This is a genomic window from Psychrobacter sp. UBA6739 (genome assembly GCF_002453835.1).
GTDB classification, from domain to species: Bacteria; Pseudomonadota; Gammaproteobacteria; order Pseudomonadales; family Moraxellaceae; genus Psychrobacter; species Psychrobacter immobilis_A.
This window is the reverse complement of record NZ_DKHR01000003.1, coordinates 123,846-145,973: the sequence shown is the minus strand read 5'-3', so window position 1 is coordinate 145,973 and position 22,128 is coordinate 123,846. Positions and strand designations below refer to the sequence as shown.

The following is a 22,128-nucleotide window of genomic DNA, read 5'->3' as shown; positions in this document are numbered from 1 at the left end:
CTGGATTGATGCGGCAAGCACCTTGCGAATGGAAGATGACAGCATCATCATTCTCGATCCAGTCAATCGCGCCGTTATTGACAGCGCCCTAGCTAATGGCAAAAAAGACTTTATCGGTGGTAACTGTACCGTGTCATTGATGCTCATGGCGATTGGTGAGCTGTTTAATAAAGGCTGGGTAGAATGGGTCAGCGCCATGACTTATCAGGCCGCTAGTGGCTCTGGTGCTAACAACATGCGCGAATTAATCGCTGGCATGGGCGTGCTACACAATGCGGTCAAAGACGAGTTGGCTGATCCTGCCAGCGCCATCCTTGAGATTGATAAAAAAATCGCTCAGACTCAGCGCTCAGATGATTTTCCTAAGCGATACTTTGGTGTGCCACTAGCAGGTAGCTTGATCCCCTATATCGATGTTCAGTTAGAAAACAAACAGTCAAAAGAAGAATGGAAAGGCGGTGTCGAGACCAATAAAATCCTTGGTAATTCTGAAGCCGATAAGATTGCTATCGACGGCATGTGTGTGCGCGTTGGCGCGATGCGCTGTCATGCGCAAGGCCTTACCATCAAGCTCAAAAAAGACATTCCGCTAGAAGAAATCGAAGCAGCACTTAAAAACAGCGGCAATGAATGGCTGGACTTGGTCGAAGACGACAAAGAAGCGACTATGAATCGTTTAACGCCAGTGGCAGTGACTGGTACATTGACAGTTGCACTAGGTCGCTTGCGTAAGCTCAATATGGGCCCTGAGTATCTAGGCGCATTTACCGTTGGTGATCAATTATTATGGGGCGCAGCCGAGCCGCTACGTCGTATGCTGAATATCATCCGTGAGCAAAAAGACTAAGTTTATTTTCTTAAAAAGTCAGTACAAAAAAGACAGCAAATGCTGTCTTTTTTTATGGGCGTACCACTTCCAAAAATTTGAATAGCACGGCAAACAAATGCAAGTCCTACTTATAACAAGCTCAGCAAATGTGACAACGCTCATCTTATACTTTGAGGCTAGTATTACTTTGTCTTGTAAGCAATCATCACTTCATTACGGCGCAAAAAAGGCAGTGTCCAAGGCGGATTATAACGCGCCAGTTCAGGCTCGCCCGTTATAGTCAAATTTTGGGTTTGCATCCAAGATTGTAGCTCTTCCGTTTTAGTCGCTACTTTTTTACTGCCTGCCAACCCTGAAAACTTAATCACACCGTACGTCTGTGCTGGCACCTCGGTAATCGTGATGTTTGGATTATTAGGCTTTGGCAGTGTTTGCATCGTATATTGACTGGGCATAGTAAATTGTACACGCCACTTACCATCGTCTTGCTGCATGCTTACTGGTGCTGTCATCGCAATTTTCTGTGATTCGCTATCACTCTTTTTGTTATTAGGCTGCATTGTAACGGGCGCAGTCATGCTAATTTTACTACTGCCGCCAGTTGGCGCTGTATTATTGCCAAATATATAGTCGGCTAACACTTTAAACCCTTCGCGACTCGCTGAGTCTTGGTCACCACTTACCAACGTTTGTGCCACTAGCTGCTTATCGTAACGACGCAGCTCAAAGTCATCCATTTGCGACAACACTGTATAATTCGGCTCTTCGGTCGCCATAGCTGCTCCTGAGGTTAATAATGAACCACTTAATAATAAGTAGGTTACCTTTTTCATAGTATGTCTCCAGCAGTTAAAACATCGCTTAGCAATGGTTACTGTCTCGCCATTATGATTTCTACTTTACCAACTACTCATAAGTACTGTCTGTGTCTTTTGGTTATGACAAAATACTATTAACCAAAAGACACATTTATCAGATATATCAATACCTCATAAACATCCATGTCCAAAAAAACTGCTAACAATGCTATAATTATCACCATTTTCATAGCGTAAATAGCGATAATCATATGCAATTTGTCTTACATAAAACGGCCAGCGGTGACACGCGTGCGCGCCGTGGTACGGTTCATCTCAATCATGGCGACGTACAAACGCCAGCGTTTATGCCTGTTGGCACTTATGGTACAGTCAAGGGCATGCTGCCACGTGATATTGAAGCCATTGGTGCGGATATTATTTTGGGCAATACCTTTCATCTATGGTTACGTCCAGGTACCGAGGTGATTGATAAGTTTGGCGGCTTACATAAGTTCATGCACTGGGATAAGCCTATCCTGACCGATTCAGGTGGCTTCCAAGTATTCAGTCTGGGTGCCATGCGTAAAATCACCGAAGAAGGGGTCGACTTTAAGTCTCCTATCGATGGTGCGAAAGTTTTTCTGTCTCCAGAAAAATCGATGCAGATTCAGTACAGCTTGAACTCAGACATCGTCATGCAATTTGATGAGTGTACGCCCTATCCTGCAACTCATGACGAAGCAAAAAAATCGTTAGAGTTGTCCTTACGTTGGGGACAGCGCTGTGCTGATGAGCACAACAGACTGGGCAGCACCAACGCATTATTTGGCATTATTCAAGGCAGTATGTATCCTGATTTGCGTCAGCAATCACTTGAAGGCCTGCTCGATATCGGCTTTGATGGTTATGCCATTGGTGGTCTGTCAGTTGGTGAACCAAAAGATGAAATGATAGATGTCCTAGATTACCTCCCTGATGATATGCCAGCAGATAAGCCACGCTATCTGATGGGCGTTGGTAAGCCTGAGGATTTAGTTGAAGGCGTACGTCGCGGTGTCGATATGTTCGACTGTGTGATGCCGACGCGTAACGCGCGTAATGGTCACTACTTCGTCACAGGCGATGCAGACAATGCTGGTGTGGTACGTATCCGTAACAGCCAATATCGCAATGACGAAGGTCCACTAGATCCTGAGTGCGACTGCTATACTTGCCAAAATTTTAGCCGTGCTTATCTCTACCATCTTAATAAGTGTAAAGAGATGCTGGGTGCTCAATTAGCGACTATCCATAACTTGCGCTATTATCAGCGTTTGATGCAAGGTATTCGTGATGCCATTGAACAAGACAAATTTGATGAGTTTGTCAGCGAATTTTATAACAAACGTGGACAAACAGTACCTGAGTTAAATCTACGCTAATCATACTTTTGCCATTGTCATAGCTATAAAAAGGGCTTAAGAATTATCTTAAGCCCTTTTTAGTGTGTTGCTTTTATTATTTCTAGTTAATCAGTACTAGCCCATTAACGAGGTTACAAATACCACGATCACGGCAATCGGTGCTACAAACTTAGCAACGATTTGCCATAATTGCCATGCACTATTAGACAGACCAAGCTCTTGTTGAATACTGCGTTGATCCATTTGCCAACCAACGAAAATAATTGCAGCAAGACCAGTTAGCGGGAGAAGGAATTTACTGGTAATTTTATCCAATGCATCAAAGATACCGTTCCCCATGATAGTGAAGTCAGACCATAGGTTAAATGATAGTAATGCCGCAACGCCTAATAGCCAAATCACTGTACTGGCAACGATGGTTGATACCGTACGACTCATCGGTGTACGTTCTTCTAAAAACTCAACGGTTGGCTCAAGCAATGAGATTGATGAGGTAATAGCAGCAAAAGTAATAAGTAAGAAGAACAACGTACCAATGATCGTCCCTGCACCCATGCTACCAAAAGCGATCGGTAAGCTGACAAAGATAAGACCAGGACCTGAAGCAGGGTCTAGACCATTGCTAAAGATGATTGGGAAGATTGCTAGACCAGCAGCCAAAGCAATAACCGTATCTAAAATCACAACGGTACGGGCGGTTTTTAGTAAGTTCACTTCACGACCCAAATATGAGCCATAAGCAATCATAATACCCATACCAATAGATAGGGTGAAGAAGGCATGACCCAATGCTGCAAGCATCACATCGCCAGTCAACTTGCTAAGATCTGGTGTGAATAGATAAGCCACTGCTTCGCCAAAACCACCGTTTATTACGTTGTAACCAACGATGACGAACAAAATCACGCCGAGTAGTGGCATTAAGACTTTAGCTGTGGTTTCGATACCTTTGGTCACACCAATACCGACAATCAAAGCAGTAATAGCCATAAACACGGTATGCCAAATCGTCAACGTACCTGCTGAAGCCAACATAGCATCAAAGGTCGCAGCAATAGAATCACTGTCTTGACCAATAAAACTGCCTGTACCTGCTTTAGTAATATAGTTGAGTGCCCAGCCGCCAATCACACTATAAAACGATAGAATTAAGAAACCACCTAAAATACCTGACGCACCGATGATGCCCCAACTGCGCGATTTACCTTCACTTGCTGCAACATCCGCAAAAGTGTTGACTGGGTTCTTTTGCCCACGGCGACCAATCAGCCATTCAGCGACTAGAATCGGAAAACCTACCAGCGCGATACAGAATAAATAAGCGATAACGAAAGCTGAACCACCGCTTTCACCGACCATATAGGGAAACTTCCATATGTTTCCCAAACCAACTGCTGAACCAACCGCTGCCAATACGAAGCCAAAACTTGAGCTCCACTGTGCATGTTCTTGTTTATTAATAGCCATTTTTTCCGTCCTCGTGCTTCAATTAACATCACTGATAATCTTCCTTGATTATCATAAATAGCCATGAGAAATATCAGGCTATTCAATAAACACCTCAATGTGAGGCGTCCAGCAACATTAAGAAAGAATTGTTTACAATATCGTAAAGGCTCAGTTTCTGCTAAGCCACCAAAAAAGTCAAGCGCTCATAAACATAAAAAGCCATAACAATTGGTTATGGCTTCTGGTAATTTTATCTATAACTGACAAGAGTTTGGCTGATTACTGAATGCATACTATATATGATTTTCAGCAAAAGCCAATCGCCGTTCTAGCGCACCACACCACGGCGGCTTTTTTGTAGTGAATCAATGAGCAACTGGATTTTTGGCTCTTTTGGTAGCAACTCATTATTCAAAACCTCAAGCGCTTGCACGGTCGTCAGACCAGATCTAAAAATCATACGATAAGCTTGACGCAATACCTCAATTGTCTCTTTTGACCATCCTTTACGACGCATACCTTCCACATTGAGACCATGAGTCGTTGCTGGATTACCAGATACCATGGTAAAGGCGGCTACATCTTTTAGAATCAGACTTGCGCCCCCAATCAAGCTATAGTCATCAACCGTACAAAACTGATGAATACCTGAATTACCGCCAATGATCGTGTGATTACCAATAGTCACATGCCCTGCAACGCCAACATTGTTGGCCAATACATTATGATCGCCAATCACACAATCATGAGCCACATGAGTGTTCACCATCAGTAGATTATGGCTGCCTATTTTAGTGAGCTCACTATCTTGTGCAGTACCACGGTGTAAACTACAGGCTTCTCGAATGGTATTATGATCGCCAATCTCAAGCCAAGTACGCTCACCAGCATACTTTAAATCCTGAGGATCTTCGCCAATGCTCGCAAATTGATAAAACTCATTGTGTTGACCAATACGAGTCAATTTGGTAACAACTACATGGCGATGCAGAACCGTGTGAGCGCCAATAGTGACCTCATCACCGACGATACAATACGGACCAATGATAGCAGTCTCATCAATTTGGGCGGACGGTGAGATGAGTGCTGTTGGATGGATCTGACTCATAATGTGGGCCTTTGTATGATCTGATGCGAGTAAATGGTAAAACAAATACAGCCAATTTAGTTTTATGAGAAAACCTAAGCATGGCTCTGCTGTTAAATGCGAGTGTCAATTATAATGCTTATGACCCGCTTTGACCTAATTCTTTAGACGCTTTGTTTAAAGAATTAGGTCAGCTACGAGGCACAATGGCTATTAGTAAACGTTATTGTTCTTGGCGAGCAATCATTATTTGCGCACTGGCAGCTAACTCATCGTCAACATGTACAGTACAGTCAAATTTATAAATACCGCGCTTCTGCATCACTGTTTTAGCACGAATAGTCAGCTGATCACCAGGAATCACTCGACGTTTAAAACGGACTTTATCAACACCTGCAAACAGATATAAATAACCATCTTCTGCGGTCAGACCGGCACTGATAAATCCGAGCACGCCTGAGACCTGAGCCATGCACTCAACCATAAGTACCCCTGGCATAATCGGCTCATCAGGAAAATGACCATTGAAAAACTCTTCATTGATAGTCACATTCTTAATACCCGTAATGCACTCACCAGGTGTGCAATCAATAATCTTATCTACTAAAAGAAAAGGATAACGGTGTGGCAAATAATGCTTTAACGTATGATAAGTTAATGGCAGCGTAAGACCTTGCTCAGCTAAGCTTTTCATTTCTTTATCATTCAAAATATCGATATCGGTGCTGCTCATAATGGTGCTTCCTTGCTATGTTTCAAATCGCTATGATTTTACTGTGTTTGTATATATGCATTGATATTTTCGCTAATCACGCCCAAGCTGACGGAAGCGTACAGCTGCCCGTCGCCAGTTAGCGGTCGGCATAGCAGCCGTTCCAGAGGAGTATGAACCAGCGGTTTTGATAGATTTGGTTACCATGGTCATCCCAGATAAAGTGACATCATCTGTAATCTCAATATGACCTGTGATACCGACCGCACCGCCAATAATACAGCGCTTGCCGATACTAGTGCTGCCCGCGATACCCGTTTGAGCCGCGATGGCCGTGCCATCGCCGATACGCACGTTATGAGCAACTTGTACCAAATTATCAATAATAACGTGATTGCCAATGACCGTATCATCAATGGCACCTCGGTCAATGCAAGTTTGACTACCAATTCGCACATGATTGCCAATTACGACCCGTCCTAATTGAGCAATACGCTCCCAACCAGTGTTACTAGGATCTTTGGTTGGTGCAAAACCAAAACCTTCTGCACCCACACTGACACCCGCGTGTAACCTCACATGATCACCAATGACACAATCATGCCCGATCACCACTTGTGATTTGATAACGCCATCAGTACCAATAGTCGTATTTTCTTCGATCACCACATGCGCCGCAAGTGAGCTACGCGCACCAATTTGCACATAATCGGCTATCACACAAAAAGGTCCGATATTCACCTGCTCACCAATGACCGCACTATCAGCAATCACAGCGCTAGGATGAATACCACCAGACAGTGACTCACGAGCAAACAACTGACTAGCACCAGCATAAGCTAAGTATGGGCTTGCGACGACTAACGCTATCGCTGTGGCGGGCACTTGATTGCGATATTCTGCAGTAACCAATACAGCCCCTGCCTCGCTGATAGCCAGACTAGAAATATAATGAGGATCGGCCAAAAAGCTTAACTGATTATGACCAGCCGTGGTCAAACTACCAATACTGCTGAATTTTTGACGTAGCTGTTCAGCGCTGATTTCAGCCTTATTGGTGATGGGCTGACGCTGCTCAATCCGAGTGATAAGTTGCTCAATCGTTATCATAGTGACTATTAATATAAATATTGTTATGAATAAGACAATCGCCAAGCTGAACAATCACCTTGGCGATCTACTAATATCTAACAGATGCTGCGTTCATGTAAGTAACTGCTATGGTTAACGACATGAACGCAAACAATCATGCTACGTTAAAACGTATTACCAATCTGGAACTGAACTTTTTCAGTTTCATCGCCTTCTTTATCACCAATAGGTACAGCATAACTCAATGAAATTGGACCAATTGGCGTATACCAGGTTATACCTGCACCCGCACTAAAGCGCATGCTATTGTCTTGCGTCAACAGTGGTACGCCCGTATCAGTACCGTCATTAGGATTGATAAAAGTGCGATCTTCCTTATCAGTCGTATCAAATACTTGACCACCTTCAGCAAACAATACTGGACGCACTTGATCTGCCCAATCGCCCTTAAACGGCATTGGCAAAATTAGCTCACTACCGAAGCTGACTAACGCATTACCACCGATGTCTTCGTCTTTGTAACGCACATCATCATTTATGGCATCATAATACGTTTGTGATTTTGGCCCAAGAGTTGAGGCCTCATAACCACGTACAGAGCCATAACCTCCAGCATAAAAGTTTTCATAAAATGGCAAATCATTACCATAGCCAAGCTTAGTATAACCGCGTGCTACCCAATCTTTGTAGAAGGGATAATAGATGTTGCCGCTATAAACAAGTTTTTGATAGTTGGTATCACCCAAGCCAATGGTGGCATCGACCGTATGGCTCATACCTTTGGTCGGGAATACTGGACGATCTAAGGTGCTATAGTCCCAGCCGAATAGTAGGTTATAAGTATTGTAATCATTTTTGAAGCCCGTGCGTCCAGAAGCCTCATTTTCATCATTGACAAAGTTCTCAAACGTACCGCCATCATCAATAATTTGCTGAACGTTTGATACACCTAAGAAGCGACCACCACGTACTGAAGTGTTATCAACGTTCAAACCCGCACTAACGCGTTTGGTTTCATCAACAGGATAACTATAGTTCAGCGTAGCACCATAAGAATCGGTGACATAGTTACTGACGTTTCTATCATCGTATTTCGTTTCACGATAATAGGCACTAAGACCTTGTGAGACGCCGTTTTCGGTAAAGTACGGATCGGTATAGCCCAAACTATAAGAATCACGGGTTTCTGAGCGTGATAGTGCCGCTTTCACACGGTTACCTGTGCCCATAAAGTTGTTTTGTGTTAGATCTAACTGGAAAGTCACACCGCCGCTTTGTGAGTAACCCGCGGCAATCGTTGAGCTACCAGAAGGCTGCTCTTCAACCGTATAATTGATATCTACTTGGTCTGGTTGGTTCGGTACTGGTTTTACATCAACGTTAACGGCTTTAAAGAAGCCAGTACGCATCAGACGTGTGCGTGATAACTGGATTTTGTCACTCGTTGCCAATGCGCCTTCTAATTGACGCATTTCTCGGCGCAGTACTTCGTCTTGAGTTTTGATGTTACCAGTAAAGTTAATACGACGAACGTAAATAGGACGTGCAGGGTCGATGAAATAATCGATATCCACTACTTTGGTCTCGTCATTGATACGTGGTACTGGTCTCACCTGCGCCAAATAATAGCCTTCATTACCGTAACGACTCTTAAGTGCCGCGGTGGTTTCATCGAGCTTGGCTTGCGAGTATTTTTCATTGGGTGCAAAAGTCACCAACTCCGTTAGTTCATTATTCTCAAAAGTCGGCTTACCTAAGAAATTCACTTCGCCAAACTGATATTGTTCGCCTTCGCTTAGACTCACTTCGATAAACACGCTGCTCTTATCTTCACTGATATTGAGCACCGCATTATCTACTGCAAAACGCACATAACCATCATTTTGATAAAGCGCTTTTAGATTCTCTAAACTGGCAGCCAGCTTTTCTTTGGCATAACGATCAGACTTTGACAGCAGACGTGTCCACGAAGACTCTTTTACCGCAAAAACGTCTTTGATTTCTTCATCACTAAAATGTTTATTGCCAATGATATTAATATCGACCACTTTGGCAGGTTTGCCTTCGACAAAACGCACGTCGAGCTTGACGCGATTGCCATCAAGTAACGTTTGATCAACCTCAATATTGCTGTTGTAATAGCCTTGGCTGATATATTGCTGCTGTAGCTCATTGGCGACGCCTTGTAGCGTGGCTTGTTTCAGCACATTACCGGCAGACAGACCAGCATTGTCTAGACCTTGCTCTAGCCCTTCTTTTGGAATGAGCTTATTGCCCTCAAAATTGACTTCAGCAATCGTTGGGCGCTCAACGACATCAAACCGTAGCTGTCCACCTTCGATACGGCTTTGAATATCAGCAAAATTTTCGGTCGCATAAAGCGCCTTAATACTGGCTGCTAAACTACTGTCATTTACCGTATCCCCTACCGAAATAGGTAGAACCGGATAGAGGCTATCGGGGGTTAAACGTTGCAAACCATTGAAACCGATGTCAGTGACTACAAATTCTGCAGCCTGTACTGGCATACTCATCATCGCTACAACTAACGGCAACCCTGCCGCGCTCATAAATAAAGGCGTACGCATAAACACTATCCGTCAATAAAAAACTTGCTTAAGTTAAGTTAAAAAGCCCATATTGTCTAGCGCATTTCGCATGAAATTTAAGCGCATACGCAGCAGACTCAGAACACTTTATATAAAATGCATCACAAAATAAACTAAAAATTACGATTAGTACAGAGGCCATGATACAAAGCATGCTACCTATCATGATCATAATCATCCCATAATAGGCGTAAAACCATTAGTATCTCGTGCCTTATCGATCATATTAGCGATTCGCTGGTCAAAACAGCCGACTGATATCATTACCAATTGCTAACACCATGAAACCTGCCAGCAAGAGTAAACCGATATTTAGTCCAATCATTTGCACCCCTTCCGAGAGTGGCTTACCACGAATCAATTCAATAAGATAATACACAATATGACCGCCATCCAACACAGGAATGGGCAAAAGATTGAGTACAGCAAGGCTCAAACTAATCAAAGCCGCCGTCGATAATACCATCTGCCAACTGATATCAAAACTCTGTTTGGCCACCTTGGCGATGGTAATCGGACCTGACAAATTGTCCAAACCAATCATGCCTGATAGCATTTTTCCCATTGAGCTGACAGTCATCACTGCGAGCTGTTCAGTTTTCTCAAATGATTTCACCAGTGACTCACCGGGACCATAGACTACGGTGGTCTTGTAAGCGTCAGGAATAATAATTTCGGACTGTGCCACCATAGCACCAATTTGCCCATAATCGTTACCCAAATTGTCTTTTTTGCCTTGCGGCATAATCTGAAGCTGTACGGATTTACCATCACGCAATACTGTGAAGTTAAGCAAAGTTTCAGGACTGTCGCGGATGATACGAGTAGCACTGAGCCAATCTTTAATTGGTTGATCATTGATAGCAACAATACGATCGCCTACTTTTAGTCCTTGGCGACTGGCGGCACCATCAGGGGTCAAATCACCTACTATCGGTGCAATATCTGGTTGCCATGGCAGCATGCCAAAGCTGGTCAACGCATCTTTACCTTGCGCGCTGCCTTGCATAAACTGAGTTACGGGCGCTTGATAAGTTTTGATCGCATTATCAGCTTGTGTCTCTGATTGCAAAGTAATACTGACATTGTCCGTCTCGCCCATCCGCCCAGCAAGCCGATAGTTGATGCCTTCCCACGTTTGTACCTGATGCCCATCAATCGCAACGATTTTGTCGCCAACTGGCAACTGTGCCATAGCGGCAGGCGTATCAGGTAATACCTGCCCAATCTTCGTCGCCAGCTGCTCTGATGGTGTCATAAATAACACCCAAAACAGCGCAATAGCAATGATAAAGTTCATGATAGGACCAGCGGCAACAATCGCAATCTTTTTTAGTGGATGCTGACGATTAAATGCTAAATGTTGCTCAGCTTTTGCTACATCACCTTCGCGCTCATCGAGCATTTTGACATAACCACCAAGTGGCAAAGCGGAAATGCGATAATCAATACCGCTTTTTTTGCTCGTCCAGCCAAAGAGTTTGGGACCAAACCCGATAGAATAGGTCAAGACTTTAACGCCGCAAAGACGAGCGACGATATAGTGTCCCCACTCATGTAAGGCAATAAGCGGACCTAAGACAAATATTGCCGCAAGGAGCGTTAATAAAAACGTCATGATCTTTTCTCAGTATGGTTGCTCAGCATTCTTTCTTAGCATCTTTTATTAACATCGTTTTTTAACGAGACAGTTGTTGATACAGTTACATCAACTTTGCCACAAGTTTTTCTGTAAGGTGACGTGCTATTTTATCAATTGCTAGTATATCTTCTATGTCAGCCGTTTCTTTTAACGGTGGCAGCTGTATGTCATTCAAAGCCTGCTCGTTGATATCAGCAATGTCAGTCAGGCGAATTTTTTCAGCCAAAAACGCCGCCACGGCAATTTCATTCGCTGCATTTAAGACAATCGTCGCTTGTGTCCCTGTTTGCATGGCCTCACGAGCCAAACGCAAACACGCAAATTTTTGCAAGTCAGGCTCAATAAATTCCAAACTACTAAGTGCAAACAAGTCTAACGGCTGCGAGCCACTATCGATACGATCAGGGTAACTGAGCGCATGGGCAATGGGCGTTTTCATATCTGGACTGCCCAGCTGCGCCAAAAAGCTACCGTCGCTATATTCTACCATTGAGTGAATGATACTTTGTGGATGAATCACCACATTTATCTTATTTTCAGGCAAATCAAACAAATGACAGGCTTCAATCAACTCAAGCCCTTTATTCATCATCGTTGCTGAATCAACGGATATCTTTTGACCCATTGACCAATTTGGATGTTTGACCGCTTCAGCGACGCTCGCTTGCTGCATCTGCGCAAACGATTTTTGCAAAAACGGTCCACCAGAGGCTGTTAACCATAACTTGCGCACGCCGTGGTTTGGCTGATGAATTTGGGTATTGTCCTGCTGAATAGCCAGTGGTAAACACTGAAAAATAGCATTGTGCTCAGAGTCAAGCGGCAGCAAAGTAGCGTTATGCATTTTGACCGCATTAATCATCACTTGCCCTGCCATCACCAGCGCTTCTTTATTCGCCAGTAAAATACGCTTACCTGCACGAGCAGCAGCTAAAGTAGAAGGCAGACCAGCTGCGCCTACGATCGCAGCGACAACGGTATCCGTCTGCGAATCAGTGGCAATGTCGACCAGCCCTGCTTCGCCGCCTACCACATCGATGTCAAGACCTGCCGCACGGAGTCGCTGGGCAAAATCATCGACTACGGCGGTCGGTACGCTCACGCGCTTTGGCAAAAACTGCTGACAAAGTGCGAACAGCTTGTCTAAACGGTGATAGCCTGACAGAGCGTAGACCGTGTAAAGCTGTGGTTGCGCCGCTAATATTGCTAACGTGCTATCGCCAATCGAACCTGTCGCGCCTAGTACGGCGATGCGTTGCGTCATAACCATCGGTGCCTGTAAATGATACTCTAAAAAATTAAATAAGAAATCGATAAAACGTCTGATAAATAAGAGATGGACGATATCCAATGTATTGACTAGTCACTCATCTTAACTACTATAATTAGGGCGTATCATCGTCTATGAATTATTTTTTCAGTCCTAAACCACTATCAAACCTAACTGCTGTATCGCCCAAAAACCAAGCGCAAATATCGGTGTAGCAGATAGCAGTGAGTCGATACGGTCAAGCACGCCGCCATGCCCCGGTAAAATCGTTCCTGAATCTTTGACATCAGCGCGGCGCTTAAGCATCGACTCAAATAAATCGCCAAGTACCGAGGCTAAAATTGTTATTGCCGACAATGACACAAAGGCAATGAGCGCAGCGCCCGTCAATTGCAACTTAAATACACTGATGGCAATGACCACGAGCAGACCAGTGACCAAGCCACCAGCCAGCCCTTCCATACTTTTATTGGGTGAGACGTTCGGTGCCATTTTGCGGCGACCGAGCTTACGCCCCACAAAATAAGCGCCACTATCTGCGCACCAGACCAAAAGGAACACATAGAGCAACCACCATGCTGACAGTTGCCACAAATAAAACATTGCCGTAATCGATGCGGTCAATATCACCGCACCCATCAATGCCAGTTTTTTACCATACCAATTGGTATGAGTCGGGAACACTCGCACCCAAGACAGTGCCATTAACCATATAGCCAGTGAAGCCACCCACCAAAACAGCCATGTGACTTTAAACATGAGTGATACTAGGGTCAGCACCAAAACCAATAGCACAAACAGCGCAGGATGACGCCACTTAGGCATCAGCTTAGTCCATTCATGAGCGGCAATAATAACGCCAATCGCTAACAGCGGTGCAAATAAAATAGGGGTTTGGCTCGCAAACATTGCAATACCAACGATAATAACGAGAACAACTGCCGTCTTAATTCGTTGCCACATACTTATTGAGCCTTATAATAATGAAAAACGCATGGTCAAAACGTGCATTATAGCAGCTAATCTACAATAGCCCACTAATAGCAGTTGACGCTTATTGACGCGGTTTATTATTTCACAACCAAGCAATATTAACTACATATACGATAGCGGCTTTGTAAGAGCTTTTTCCTTTACAAAATAACAGGCAAATGCTTAACACCATTAACGACTTGCTTGCTCTATCACTATCTGCTCACTGGTTTTGCCAAAACGGCGCTGCCGCTGAGCGAACTCTGTTACCATTGCTGCCAACTCATCGGCTGCAAAATTCGGCCATAATGTCTGGGTAAAGAATAGCTCAGCATAGGCTGACTGCCACAATAAAAAGTTAGAAATTCGGTATTCACCGCCTGTGCGTATCAGCATATCTACTGCTGGTGCATCTGCTAATTGCACATAGTTACCGAGCAATTCTTTATTAATATCATCAGCACGTAACTGACCAGCCTCTACTTGCTGCGCCAGCTGTTTTGCTGCATGAGCAATATCCCATTGCCCACCATAACTGATAGCGATGACTAGAGTCATGGCTTTAAAGCCTGCTGTTTTTGCTTCAGCGTCCGCCATTAATGCTTGCAAATCATCACTCAGCTGACTGCGGTCACCAATAAAACGCAGACGAATACGATACTCATTCATGCGTGGTATTTGCTCATGAATGGTCGAGGCTAACAGTTGCATGAGTAGTGCCACCTCACTGGGCGGGCGTTGCCAATTCTCACTAGAAAATGCAAATACCGTTAATACTTCGATACCCGTATTAACGCAATACTCGACGATAGGATCGAGTGCATCTTTGCCAGCCACATGCCCTTGGCCTTTGCCCAAATCATTGGCTTTACCATAACGATTATTGCCATCCATGATGATAGCGATATGGCGTGGAAGAAGATCAGGAGCCAAAACGGCTGAAGTGGACATAGGCGAAAGTGCTTATTGTTAAGGTAAAATAATAATAATAACGGCTGCGATAACGATTAGAAAGCGGCATAACCATAATTCACAAACTTATCATAAACCCATCTATGGGCGTGATTTAGTTTGCAAGATAGCGCTTATAAAATACAGTTTACAAATCTGAGAAAGCCTATTGCCGTATCCGATTGATATAACATTGGCGCTATTATCGGTACCGTCTACACAATAATAAGCAGCCAATAGTACTGACAGATTGGCTGCTTATTATAAGGATATGATGTAACGGATTTTTTGTCTTACATGATCAAAAAACCAGTGCTTTACACGTCCATCAAGTCAGTTTCTTTTTTGCTCAAACGTTTATCGATGGTTTCGATATACTTGTCAGTGATTTTTTGGATATCGTCACTGGCACGGCGCTCGTCGTCTTCTGAGATCTCTTTTTCTTTGGCCAATTCTTTGATGTCATTCATCATGTCACGGCGAATATTACGGATAGAAACACGGCTACTTTCTGCTTCTCCACGCGCAAGCTTTTGCATGTCGCGGCGTGTTTCTTCTGTCAATGCAGGCATTGGCACACGAATCACATCGGCGGTCACTGGGTTGAGACCCAAATCTGCTTCGCGAATGGCCTTGTCAATTGCTTGTACCATGGTACGGTCAAACGGCTGAACCATGAGCGTACGTGAGTCTTCAACGTTGACACTCGCCACTTGATTCAAAGGTGTAGGCGACCCGTAGTAGCTAACCATCACGCCTGACAACATACCCGGATGTGCGCGCCCTGTACGGACTTTGCTAAAAGTGCTCTCAAGCGCTTCCAGTGTTTTTTGCATGCGCGCTTCGCCGTCTTGCTTAATCTCTTTGATCATTAGATATCCTTATTTATCGCTGTCGATAAATCATTCATTTGTTAGTAAATATACGGGTGTCCACTACTAATTATTAGCGACTGTAGTTATTAGCGACCAATCTAATTTTAATAACTGGTATTCTCGTATTAATATTTAGAGCGTTCAGGCAAATCAGTGATAAACGCGTGTGCCTTCATTTTCGCCCATGATGACGTTTAATAACGCATTAGGCTTGGTCATATCAAACACTTGTAGCGGCACGTTGTGCTCACGGCATAAGGCAATGGCAGTTAAATCCATCACGCCAAGTTTTTGCTCTAATACTTCATCAAACGTTAAACCATCATATTTAACTGCATCATCATGTAAGCTTGGGTCTTTGTCATAAACGCCATCAACTTTGGTGGCTTTTAGAATCAAGCCCGCTTCGATCTCGATACCACGTAAGCAAGCTGCCGTATCAGTGGTAAAGAAAGGATTGCCTGTACCAGCAACAAAGATACATACTTCGCCATTTTTGAGATAGCGAATGGCATTGCGGCTGCTATAGCTTTCGGTCACTTCACCAATTGGCAAGGCTGACATCAGGCGGGTTTTAATATTGCGGCGCTCAAGCGCATCACGCATCGCCAGACCATTCATAACGGTTGCTAACATACCCATTTGATCACCAGTCACACGGCCGACTAAGCCTTCTTGTTGCAACTGCGCGCCGCGATATAAGTTACCGCCGCCGACCACGATACCGACTTGAACACCAAGACCACGCAAATGGGCGATAGACAAGCTCATCTTATCGAGCACTTCGCTATCAATTCCCATCTCTTTGCCACCAGCTAAGGCTTCACCAGAGAGTTTCAGCAAGATACGAGAGTAACGCGGGTTTTTGTCAGACATGAGGTCACCTTGTTAGCATTAAATTATAATTAAAATGAGCGGTAAAACACAAATAGAGTTTGCCTTCGAATTTACTCGAAGTGTCATCACCGAGGTACTATATAGGAAGCACCGCAACTGATGACAAACGTGTAAAAAGGCTAAATTGCGCTAATTGTAGCAAAAACTGCCCGCAATTGGGCAATTTTCATGCGTCTATTACAGTGACTAATCAGCTACAGTGACTGCTTAGCCTTTGTAACTGGCAAACAAATCATATTCGCTAGCGTCGTCAATCGTAACCGTTAGGAATTGTCCGACTTTAACTTGAGCGGTAATCTCATCAACGTAGACATGACCGTCAATCTCTGGTGCGTCAGCATAGCTACGACAAATTGCAACACCCTCTTCACTATCGATTTCATCGACCAATACCATCAAGGTTTTACCGACTTTCTCTTGTAGCTTTTGCGCTGAGATGTCTTGTTGCAGCGTCATCAAACGCTCATAGCGTTCTTGCTTAATCTCTTCTGGCACATGATTTGGCAGGTCATTAGCCACTGCGCCTTCGACTTCTGAGTAAGTAAACGCACCAACGCGATCAAGGCGAGCTTCTACTAACCAATCAAGCAAGCATTGGAAATCTTCTTCTGTCTCGCCAGGGAAGCCCACCACAAAGGTTGAGCGAATGACGATATCAGGGCAAATCTCACGCCATGCATGGATACGCGCCAAGGTGTTTTCGCTATGCGCTGGGCGTTTCATCGCTTTTAGGATGCGATGGCTGGCATGTTGAAACGGAATGTCGAGATAAGGCAGTAGCTTCTTCTCGCCCATTAGCTCAACCACTTTATCGACATGCGGATATGGATAGACATAATGCAAGCGCACCCAAATGCCTAAGTCATTTAAGGCTTGGCACAAGTCATAAAACTTCGACTTCAGCGGCATGCCATTCCAAAAACTGGTCTTATATTTCAAATCCAGTCCATAAGCAGAGGTATCTTGCGAAATAATAAGCAATTCTTTCACGCCAGCATTTTTCAGCGCCAGTGCTTCATTCATGACGCTATCAATCGGACGTGAATCCAAATCGCCACGTAAGCTTGGAATAATGCAGAAAGTACAACGATGGTTGCAACCTTCTGATATTTTTAGATAAGCATAATGGCTTGGGGTCAATTTGATACCCGCCTCATTAATCAAATCTATCTTTGGATCATAACCAGCGTCCTGACTGCGGTCAGGCTTGGGCACATGCAGCGAAACGGCTCTAATGACCTCATCATAAGCATGAGCGCCAGTTACTGCCAATACAGCGGGATGCATTTCACGGATTTTATCTGCTTCTTTACCCAAGCAACCTGTGACGATGACTTTACCGTTTTTGCTAATCGCTTCGCCGATGGCATCAAGCGACTCTTGTACTGCTGACTCAATAAAACCGCAAGTATTCACGACAACTAGATCTGCACCTTCGTAATCACTCGCCACTTGATAACCATCACGGCTAAGCTCAGTGATAATGCGCTCACTATCGACCAAGGCTTTTGGACAACCAAGCGACACAAATCCAATCTTTGGCGCTGCACTAACTGGCATCGTAGCAGTCGCATTGGCAGTCGTTACATCACTACTTTGCTCAATGCTACGGTTTTGATTGTGATTGGCTCTATGATGGTAAGGTTGGTTAGTATTTGCTTGACTAACATCTGCCTGATTGTCTTGTGCTATATTTGGTTTGGCAGGATTAAAAACGGTGACAGTGTCTTTTAACATAGAATCTGTTGGCGTAGAAGTTGACGGTGAGGTAGTAACAGTCGTATTAACCGACTCGGTAGAAGTGTTGGGCATGGCTGACCTTGCTAGAGATAAATTGGCTGTGCGCATTGTACGTTTTTTTTGCAAAAATCGCCAGTTTTGCCGCTCTATAGTGTTGATTTATGGTTAAATATTATATCGCGTCTTCTTTTATTCTAGGCAATAGCCATGACAACCCATTTGACAACCGTAAAACCGACACCTGACTTAGCATTCATGTCACAGCATTTGTTCACCGCTATTTTATGGATCAATGATGATTTATCGATCACTTGGCTAAATGCCCAAGCCGAACAACTACTTGCTATTAGTAGTGGACGCTTACTGGGTCAGTCTATATTGACACTGCTTGCATCCAAAGCATTGAAATCAGCCGATAGCAATCATGACAGTGATAACCATATAACTGTCGATAAAAGTAGTGGTGAAGATATCCATGAACAAACTTGCTCTTTAAAAGAACGATTTCAGCAAGCAAAGCAGTATCAACAACCCTTTATCGATCATGATCACCTTATCAGCACACCGCTAAATGGTAATTTATCATTCTCAGTCGATTATAGCGTGACCCCTGTCATTTATGAGCAGCAACCTTATTTTATTATTGAGATGTGGGGCAAGGATCGCCAAAGTCGCATATCAGAGGAACAACGCCAGCAGCAACAATATAATGTTGCCCGTCATATGCTGCGCTCGGTCGCTCATGAAATCAAAAATCCGCTTGCCGGTATTCGCGGGGCGGCGCAATTATTACAGCGGCAATTCATCAAATTCAGTGACGCCTCGCCTCTTAATAGTGCTCCTCCTGCTATTCTTGGCACAAACCCTATGGTAAACCCGAATAGCCATCTGCAAAAAACGGCTGAAAAACTGCGCAATTATACTGATATCATCATCTCAGAAACGGACCGTCTAACCCATCTTATTGGGAAATTCCTTGGCTCCAATCAATTACCAAATTGGCAAACGCTAAATATCCATGAGCCACTGGAGCATGTTTTATCTTTGGTCGTCAATCAATATCCGCAAGTGACGCTACAGCGCGATTATGACTTGTCATTGCCTGAGTTATGCGCTGATAAAGATCAGCTGATACAAGTGTTTTTAAATCTGATTAATAATGCCTGTGAATCGATGACTGAGTTTGAGCAAACGCTGCAGCAAAGAGAGTTGTCCGAGCCTACTAAGGTGCAACAACCTGTCACTTCACAAACGAGTAATAAGGACAGCACCAGTTATAAGCCAACACTGCACATTCAAACCCGCATTGCCTTTCAACATACCATTGCTGGGCAACAGCACAAGCAAGTGCTACAAATCAACATTACCGATAACGGTTCAGGCATTGATCCAGCATTGATCGGACAGATATTTTTCCCAATGGTGACCAGCCGTGCCGCAGGGACGGGGCTAGGATTGTCTATCGTGCAAGATATCATCAGTCATCACCATGGTATGATTGACGTGAGCTCCCAACAATCAAAAAACCTTAACGACAGTGTCAAAAATGACTACAACCACCAACACACCAGTTTTACGCTGTACTTGCCTTTCAATCAGCCAGCGCACCATGCTTAAAATAGCCAGTACCCAAGGCTTAGAAACCATGACCTAACCTATGAAACAATCACCCTGAATCACTTGCTTATTAGGCCTGATAAATGACTGCATATAATGACCACGCCACATCTAACAGCGACAATCAAGGCTCTGCCCAAACATCAGACAATCAAGAGTCTAGTAACCGAGAGTCTGATAAACGAGAACCTGATAACCAAGCTACAAAAGTAACGGTCAATAATGCACCTAATACTAACCCTGCAACGTTATGGCTCATCGATGACGATGCAGCCCTGCGTTTGGTGTTGGCAGATACTTTTGAAGACGCAGGATTGACGGTTATCAGCTTTACCCAAGCGCAAGCGGCGTGGACACGCCTCAACGATATTTTGCAACAGCAGGAATCAGCCGCTCAGTTGCCCGATGTGATATTGACTGATATTCGTATGCCCATGATGGACGGGTTGTCTTTTAGTGACTGGGTACATGAGCATTTCCCTAAGCTGCCTATTGTCATTATGACGGCGCATTCTGACCTCACCTCTGCTATTAATAGCTATCAAACAGGTGCTTTTGAATATCTGCCAAAACCTTTTGACTTAGATGATGCAGTCGTCACGATTTATAAAGCCATTAATTATCAGCCCAATATGCTGGCAGCGGCGGCAGCAAACTCTACTCCTGAACCTACTCCGAAGACCGTTACCAAAAATTCATCAAGTACTTTACCCAATATGCAGGTAAAACCTGATACCAGACCCAAGCTTGCTAGCAAGGCTACTCTGGTCAGCAAAACCAATAAAACATCCAGCCCTAAAATCAAAGTTAAACCTGCCATCAGCGCCAATGACAATCCAAGTGGCATCATTGGACAATCTCAAGCGATGCAGACGGTGTTTCGTGCCATTGGCAGACTGGCACACTCACCCATTACTGTCCTGATTACTGGTGAATCAGGTACGGGTAAAGAATTGGTCGCCAGTGCGTTGCACCAGCATTCACCGCGTCACCAGCAACCTTTTATTGCCCTAAATATGGCCGCCATTCCACATGATTTGATTGAATCTGAATTATTCGGTCACGAAAAAGGGGCGTTTACTGGTGCGACGACGACGCGACAAGGGCGTTTTGAGCAAGCGGATGGTGGGACATTATTTCTAGATGAAATTGGCGATATGCCTTATAGCACCCAAACTCGGCTGCTACGAGTACTGGCCAATGGTGAGTTTTTTCGCGTCGGTGGACAGCAGCCGGTCAAAGTGAATGTACGCATCATTGCCGCTACTCATCAAAACTTAGAAGAACTGGTCAAACAAGGCAAATTCCGTGAAGATCTGTTTTATCGCCTCAATGTAATTCGCTTGCCGTTGCCGCCATTACGGACACGACCTGAAGACATTCCAGCATTAGCCCATTACTTTATGCAGCGGGCTGCTGAACAGATGAACAGTGCAGAGAAACAGCTGCATCCGACAGCGCTACACATCATGCAGGCTTTTGAGTGGCGTGGCAATGTCCGCCAACTTGAGAATGTCTGCCTTTGGTTGACGGTGATGGCCACAGGCGACACCGTGATGGTGGATGATTTGCCACCAGAGCTGCTTGAAAATATCTCGTCTGATTTAGAAGCGTATCAAGAGCAAAGTCAGCCTACACAAGCTATGACTCACAATGAGCAAATACGCCCTCATTCCCACAGTTCAAGTTGGCAACAAGCATTGGCTGCTTGGGCTGAGCAATCTCTACAAACAGGAGAAACCGATATCTTGCAGACGGCAACCCCTGAGTTTGAACGCGTTTTATTGACGGCAGCGCTCAACCATAGTGGTGGCAAAAAGATCGCTGCTGCTAATTTACTCGGTTGGGGGCGCAATACCCTGACACGTAAATTACAGCAATTAGATATTTCTTCAGCAGAAGGGCAAAATAATCGTTATTAAAGGCGCAAACTCATAAACATGAATACCATTCATATCAATAGCTTATAAAAATAAGTGAAAATAAATGATAAATATTTAAAAATAATTGCAAATAGGGGTTGCCAAACGTTTCAAACTCTATATAATAGCCAACCACTGAGACGCACTACCGAATCAGTTAACTGTCTATATTGTGTTTGAGTTTAAACGCTAATAATGATAGAGTAACGGAAAATGGGGCTGTGGCGGAATTGGTAGACGCACCAGATTTAGGTTCTGGCG

Annotated in this window: 17 protein-coding genes (1 of these 17 cut by a window edge); 4 read left to right on the top strand and 13 right to left on the bottom strand. The window is 44.2% G+C overall.

Annotated features, from left to right (window positions below; translation table 11 throughout):
* On the top strand, positions 1 to 847 hold the 3' portion of the coding sequence (asd, locus tag B2575_RS00965; RefSeq protein ID WP_296239792.1) for an aspartate-semialdehyde dehydrogenase. 284 nt of this gene lie to the left of the window's left edge; only the last 847 of its 1,131 coding nucleotides appear in the window; its start codon lies off the left edge, out of view; the stop codon is at positions 845 to 847.
* A 164-nt stretch (positions 848 to 1,011) separates the two neighbouring features.
* On the opposite strand, the gene B2575_RS00960 is transcribed toward asd, so the two are convergent.
* Positions 1,012 to 1,662, bottom strand: coding sequence for an SOUL family heme-binding protein (locus tag B2575_RS00960; protein WP_201559869.1), 651 nt, complete (start codon positions 1,660 to 1,662; stop codon positions 1,012 to 1,014).
* 236 nt (positions 1,663 to 1,898) lie between these two features.
* On the opposite strand from B2575_RS00960, the gene tgt reads away from it, so the two are divergent.
* A complete protein-coding gene (gene tgt / locus B2575_RS00955; RefSeq protein ID WP_201559870.1) occupies positions 1,899 to 3,050 on the top strand; it encodes a tRNA guanosine(34) transglycosylase Tgt in 1,152 nt (383 codons plus the stop codon).
* Positions 3,051 to 3,146: 96 nt separating this feature from the next.
* Here tgt and B2575_RS00950 read toward each other — a convergent pair whose 3' ends face one another.
* From B2575_RS00950 to rimO, 12 genes are all read right to left on the bottom strand, one after another.
* Complete coding sequence (locus B2575_RS00950) at positions 3,147 to 4,499, bottom strand: sodium-dependent transporter (RefSeq protein WP_201559871.1); 1,353 nt, start codon at positions 4,497 to 4,499, stop codon at positions 3,147 to 3,149.
* A gap of 310 nt (positions 4,500 to 4,809) precedes the next feature.
* Complete coding sequence (gene lpxA / locus B2575_RS00945; protein WP_060490688.1) at positions 4,810 to 5,589, bottom strand: acyl-ACP--UDP-N-acetylglucosamine O-acyltransferase; 780 nt, start codon at positions 5,587 to 5,589, stop codon at positions 4,810 to 4,812.
* A gap of 202 nt (positions 5,590 to 5,791) precedes the next feature.
* Complete coding sequence (gene fabZ, locus B2575_RS00940; protein ID WP_045444990.1) at positions 5,792 to 6,301, bottom strand: 3-hydroxyacyl-ACP dehydratase FabZ; 510 nt, start codon at positions 6,299 to 6,301, stop codon at positions 5,792 to 5,794.
* A gap of 72 nt (positions 6,302 to 6,373) precedes the next feature.
* Positions 6,374 to 7,390, bottom strand: a complete 1,017-nt coding sequence (gene lpxD / locus B2575_RS00935) for a UDP-3-O-(3-hydroxymyristoyl)glucosamine N-acyltransferase (protein WP_201559872.1) — start codon at positions 7,388 to 7,390, stop codon at positions 6,374 to 6,376.
* Positions 7,391 to 7,536: 146 nt separating this feature from the next.
* Positions 7,537 to 9,960, bottom strand: a complete 2,424-nt coding sequence (bamA, locus tag B2575_RS00930) for an outer membrane protein assembly factor BamA (protein ID WP_193216919.1) — start codon at positions 9,958 to 9,960, stop codon at positions 7,537 to 7,539.
* A 262-nt stretch (positions 9,961 to 10,222) separates the two neighbouring features.
* The gene (gene rseP, locus B2575_RS00925) at positions 10,223 to 11,599 is read right to left on the bottom strand and encodes an RIP metalloprotease RseP (protein ID WP_296239791.1); all 1,377 of its coding nucleotides are present in this window, start codon (positions 11,597 to 11,599) and stop codon (positions 10,223 to 10,225) included.
* Between the two features lie 85 nt (positions 11,600 to 11,684).
* Positions 11,685 to 12,893 (bottom strand): 1-deoxy-D-xylulose-5-phosphate reductoisomerase, encoded by a 1,209-nt coding sequence (gene ispC / locus B2575_RS00920; protein ID WP_296239790.1) that lies wholly within the window; start codon positions 12,891 to 12,893, stop codon positions 11,685 to 11,687.
* A 153-nt stretch (positions 12,894 to 13,046) separates the two neighbouring features.
* The gene (locus tag B2575_RS00915; RefSeq protein WP_201559876.1) at positions 13,047 to 13,856 is read right to left on the bottom strand and encodes a phosphatidate cytidylyltransferase; all 810 of its coding nucleotides are present in this window, start codon (positions 13,854 to 13,856) and stop codon (positions 13,047 to 13,049) included.
* A gap of 201 nt (positions 13,857 to 14,057) precedes the next feature.
* The gene (gene uppS, locus B2575_RS00910; protein ID WP_201559877.1) at positions 14,058 to 14,816 is read right to left on the bottom strand and encodes a polyprenyl diphosphate synthase; all 759 of its coding nucleotides are present in this window, start codon (positions 14,814 to 14,816) and stop codon (positions 14,058 to 14,060) included.
* A gap of 317 nt (positions 14,817 to 15,133) precedes the next feature.
* Positions 15,134 to 15,688: a ribosome recycling factor gene (gene frr, locus B2575_RS00905; protein ID WP_045451790.1), complete on the bottom strand. Its 555-nt coding sequence runs from the start codon at positions 15,686 to 15,688 to the stop codon at positions 15,134 to 15,136.
* A gap of 153 nt (positions 15,689 to 15,841) precedes the next feature.
* A complete protein-coding gene (gene pyrH, locus B2575_RS00900; RefSeq protein ID WP_045444979.1) occupies positions 15,842 to 16,567 on the bottom strand; it encodes a UMP kinase in 726 nt (241 codons plus the stop codon).
* 228 nt (positions 16,568 to 16,795) lie between these two features.
* Positions 16,796 to 18,400: a 30S ribosomal protein S12 methylthiotransferase RimO gene (gene rimO, locus B2575_RS00895; RefSeq protein WP_201559878.1), complete on the bottom strand. Its 1,605-nt coding sequence runs from the start codon at positions 18,398 to 18,400 to the stop codon at positions 16,796 to 16,798.
* Positions 18,401 to 18,535: 135 nt separating this feature from the next.
* Between rimO and B2575_RS00890 the strand changes: the two genes are divergently transcribed.
* Complete coding sequence (locus B2575_RS00890; RefSeq protein ID WP_201559879.1) at positions 18,536 to 19,945, top strand: two-component system sensor histidine kinase NtrB; 1,410 nt, start codon at positions 18,536 to 18,538, stop codon at positions 19,943 to 19,945.
* An 83-nt stretch (positions 19,946 to 20,028) separates the two neighbouring features.
* Positions 20,029 to 21,867, top strand: coding sequence for a sigma 54-interacting transcriptional regulator (locus B2575_RS00885; RefSeq protein ID WP_250163893.1), 1,839 nt, complete (start codon positions 20,029 to 20,031; stop codon positions 21,865 to 21,867).
* Positions 21,868 to 22,128 lie beyond the last annotated feature (261 nt).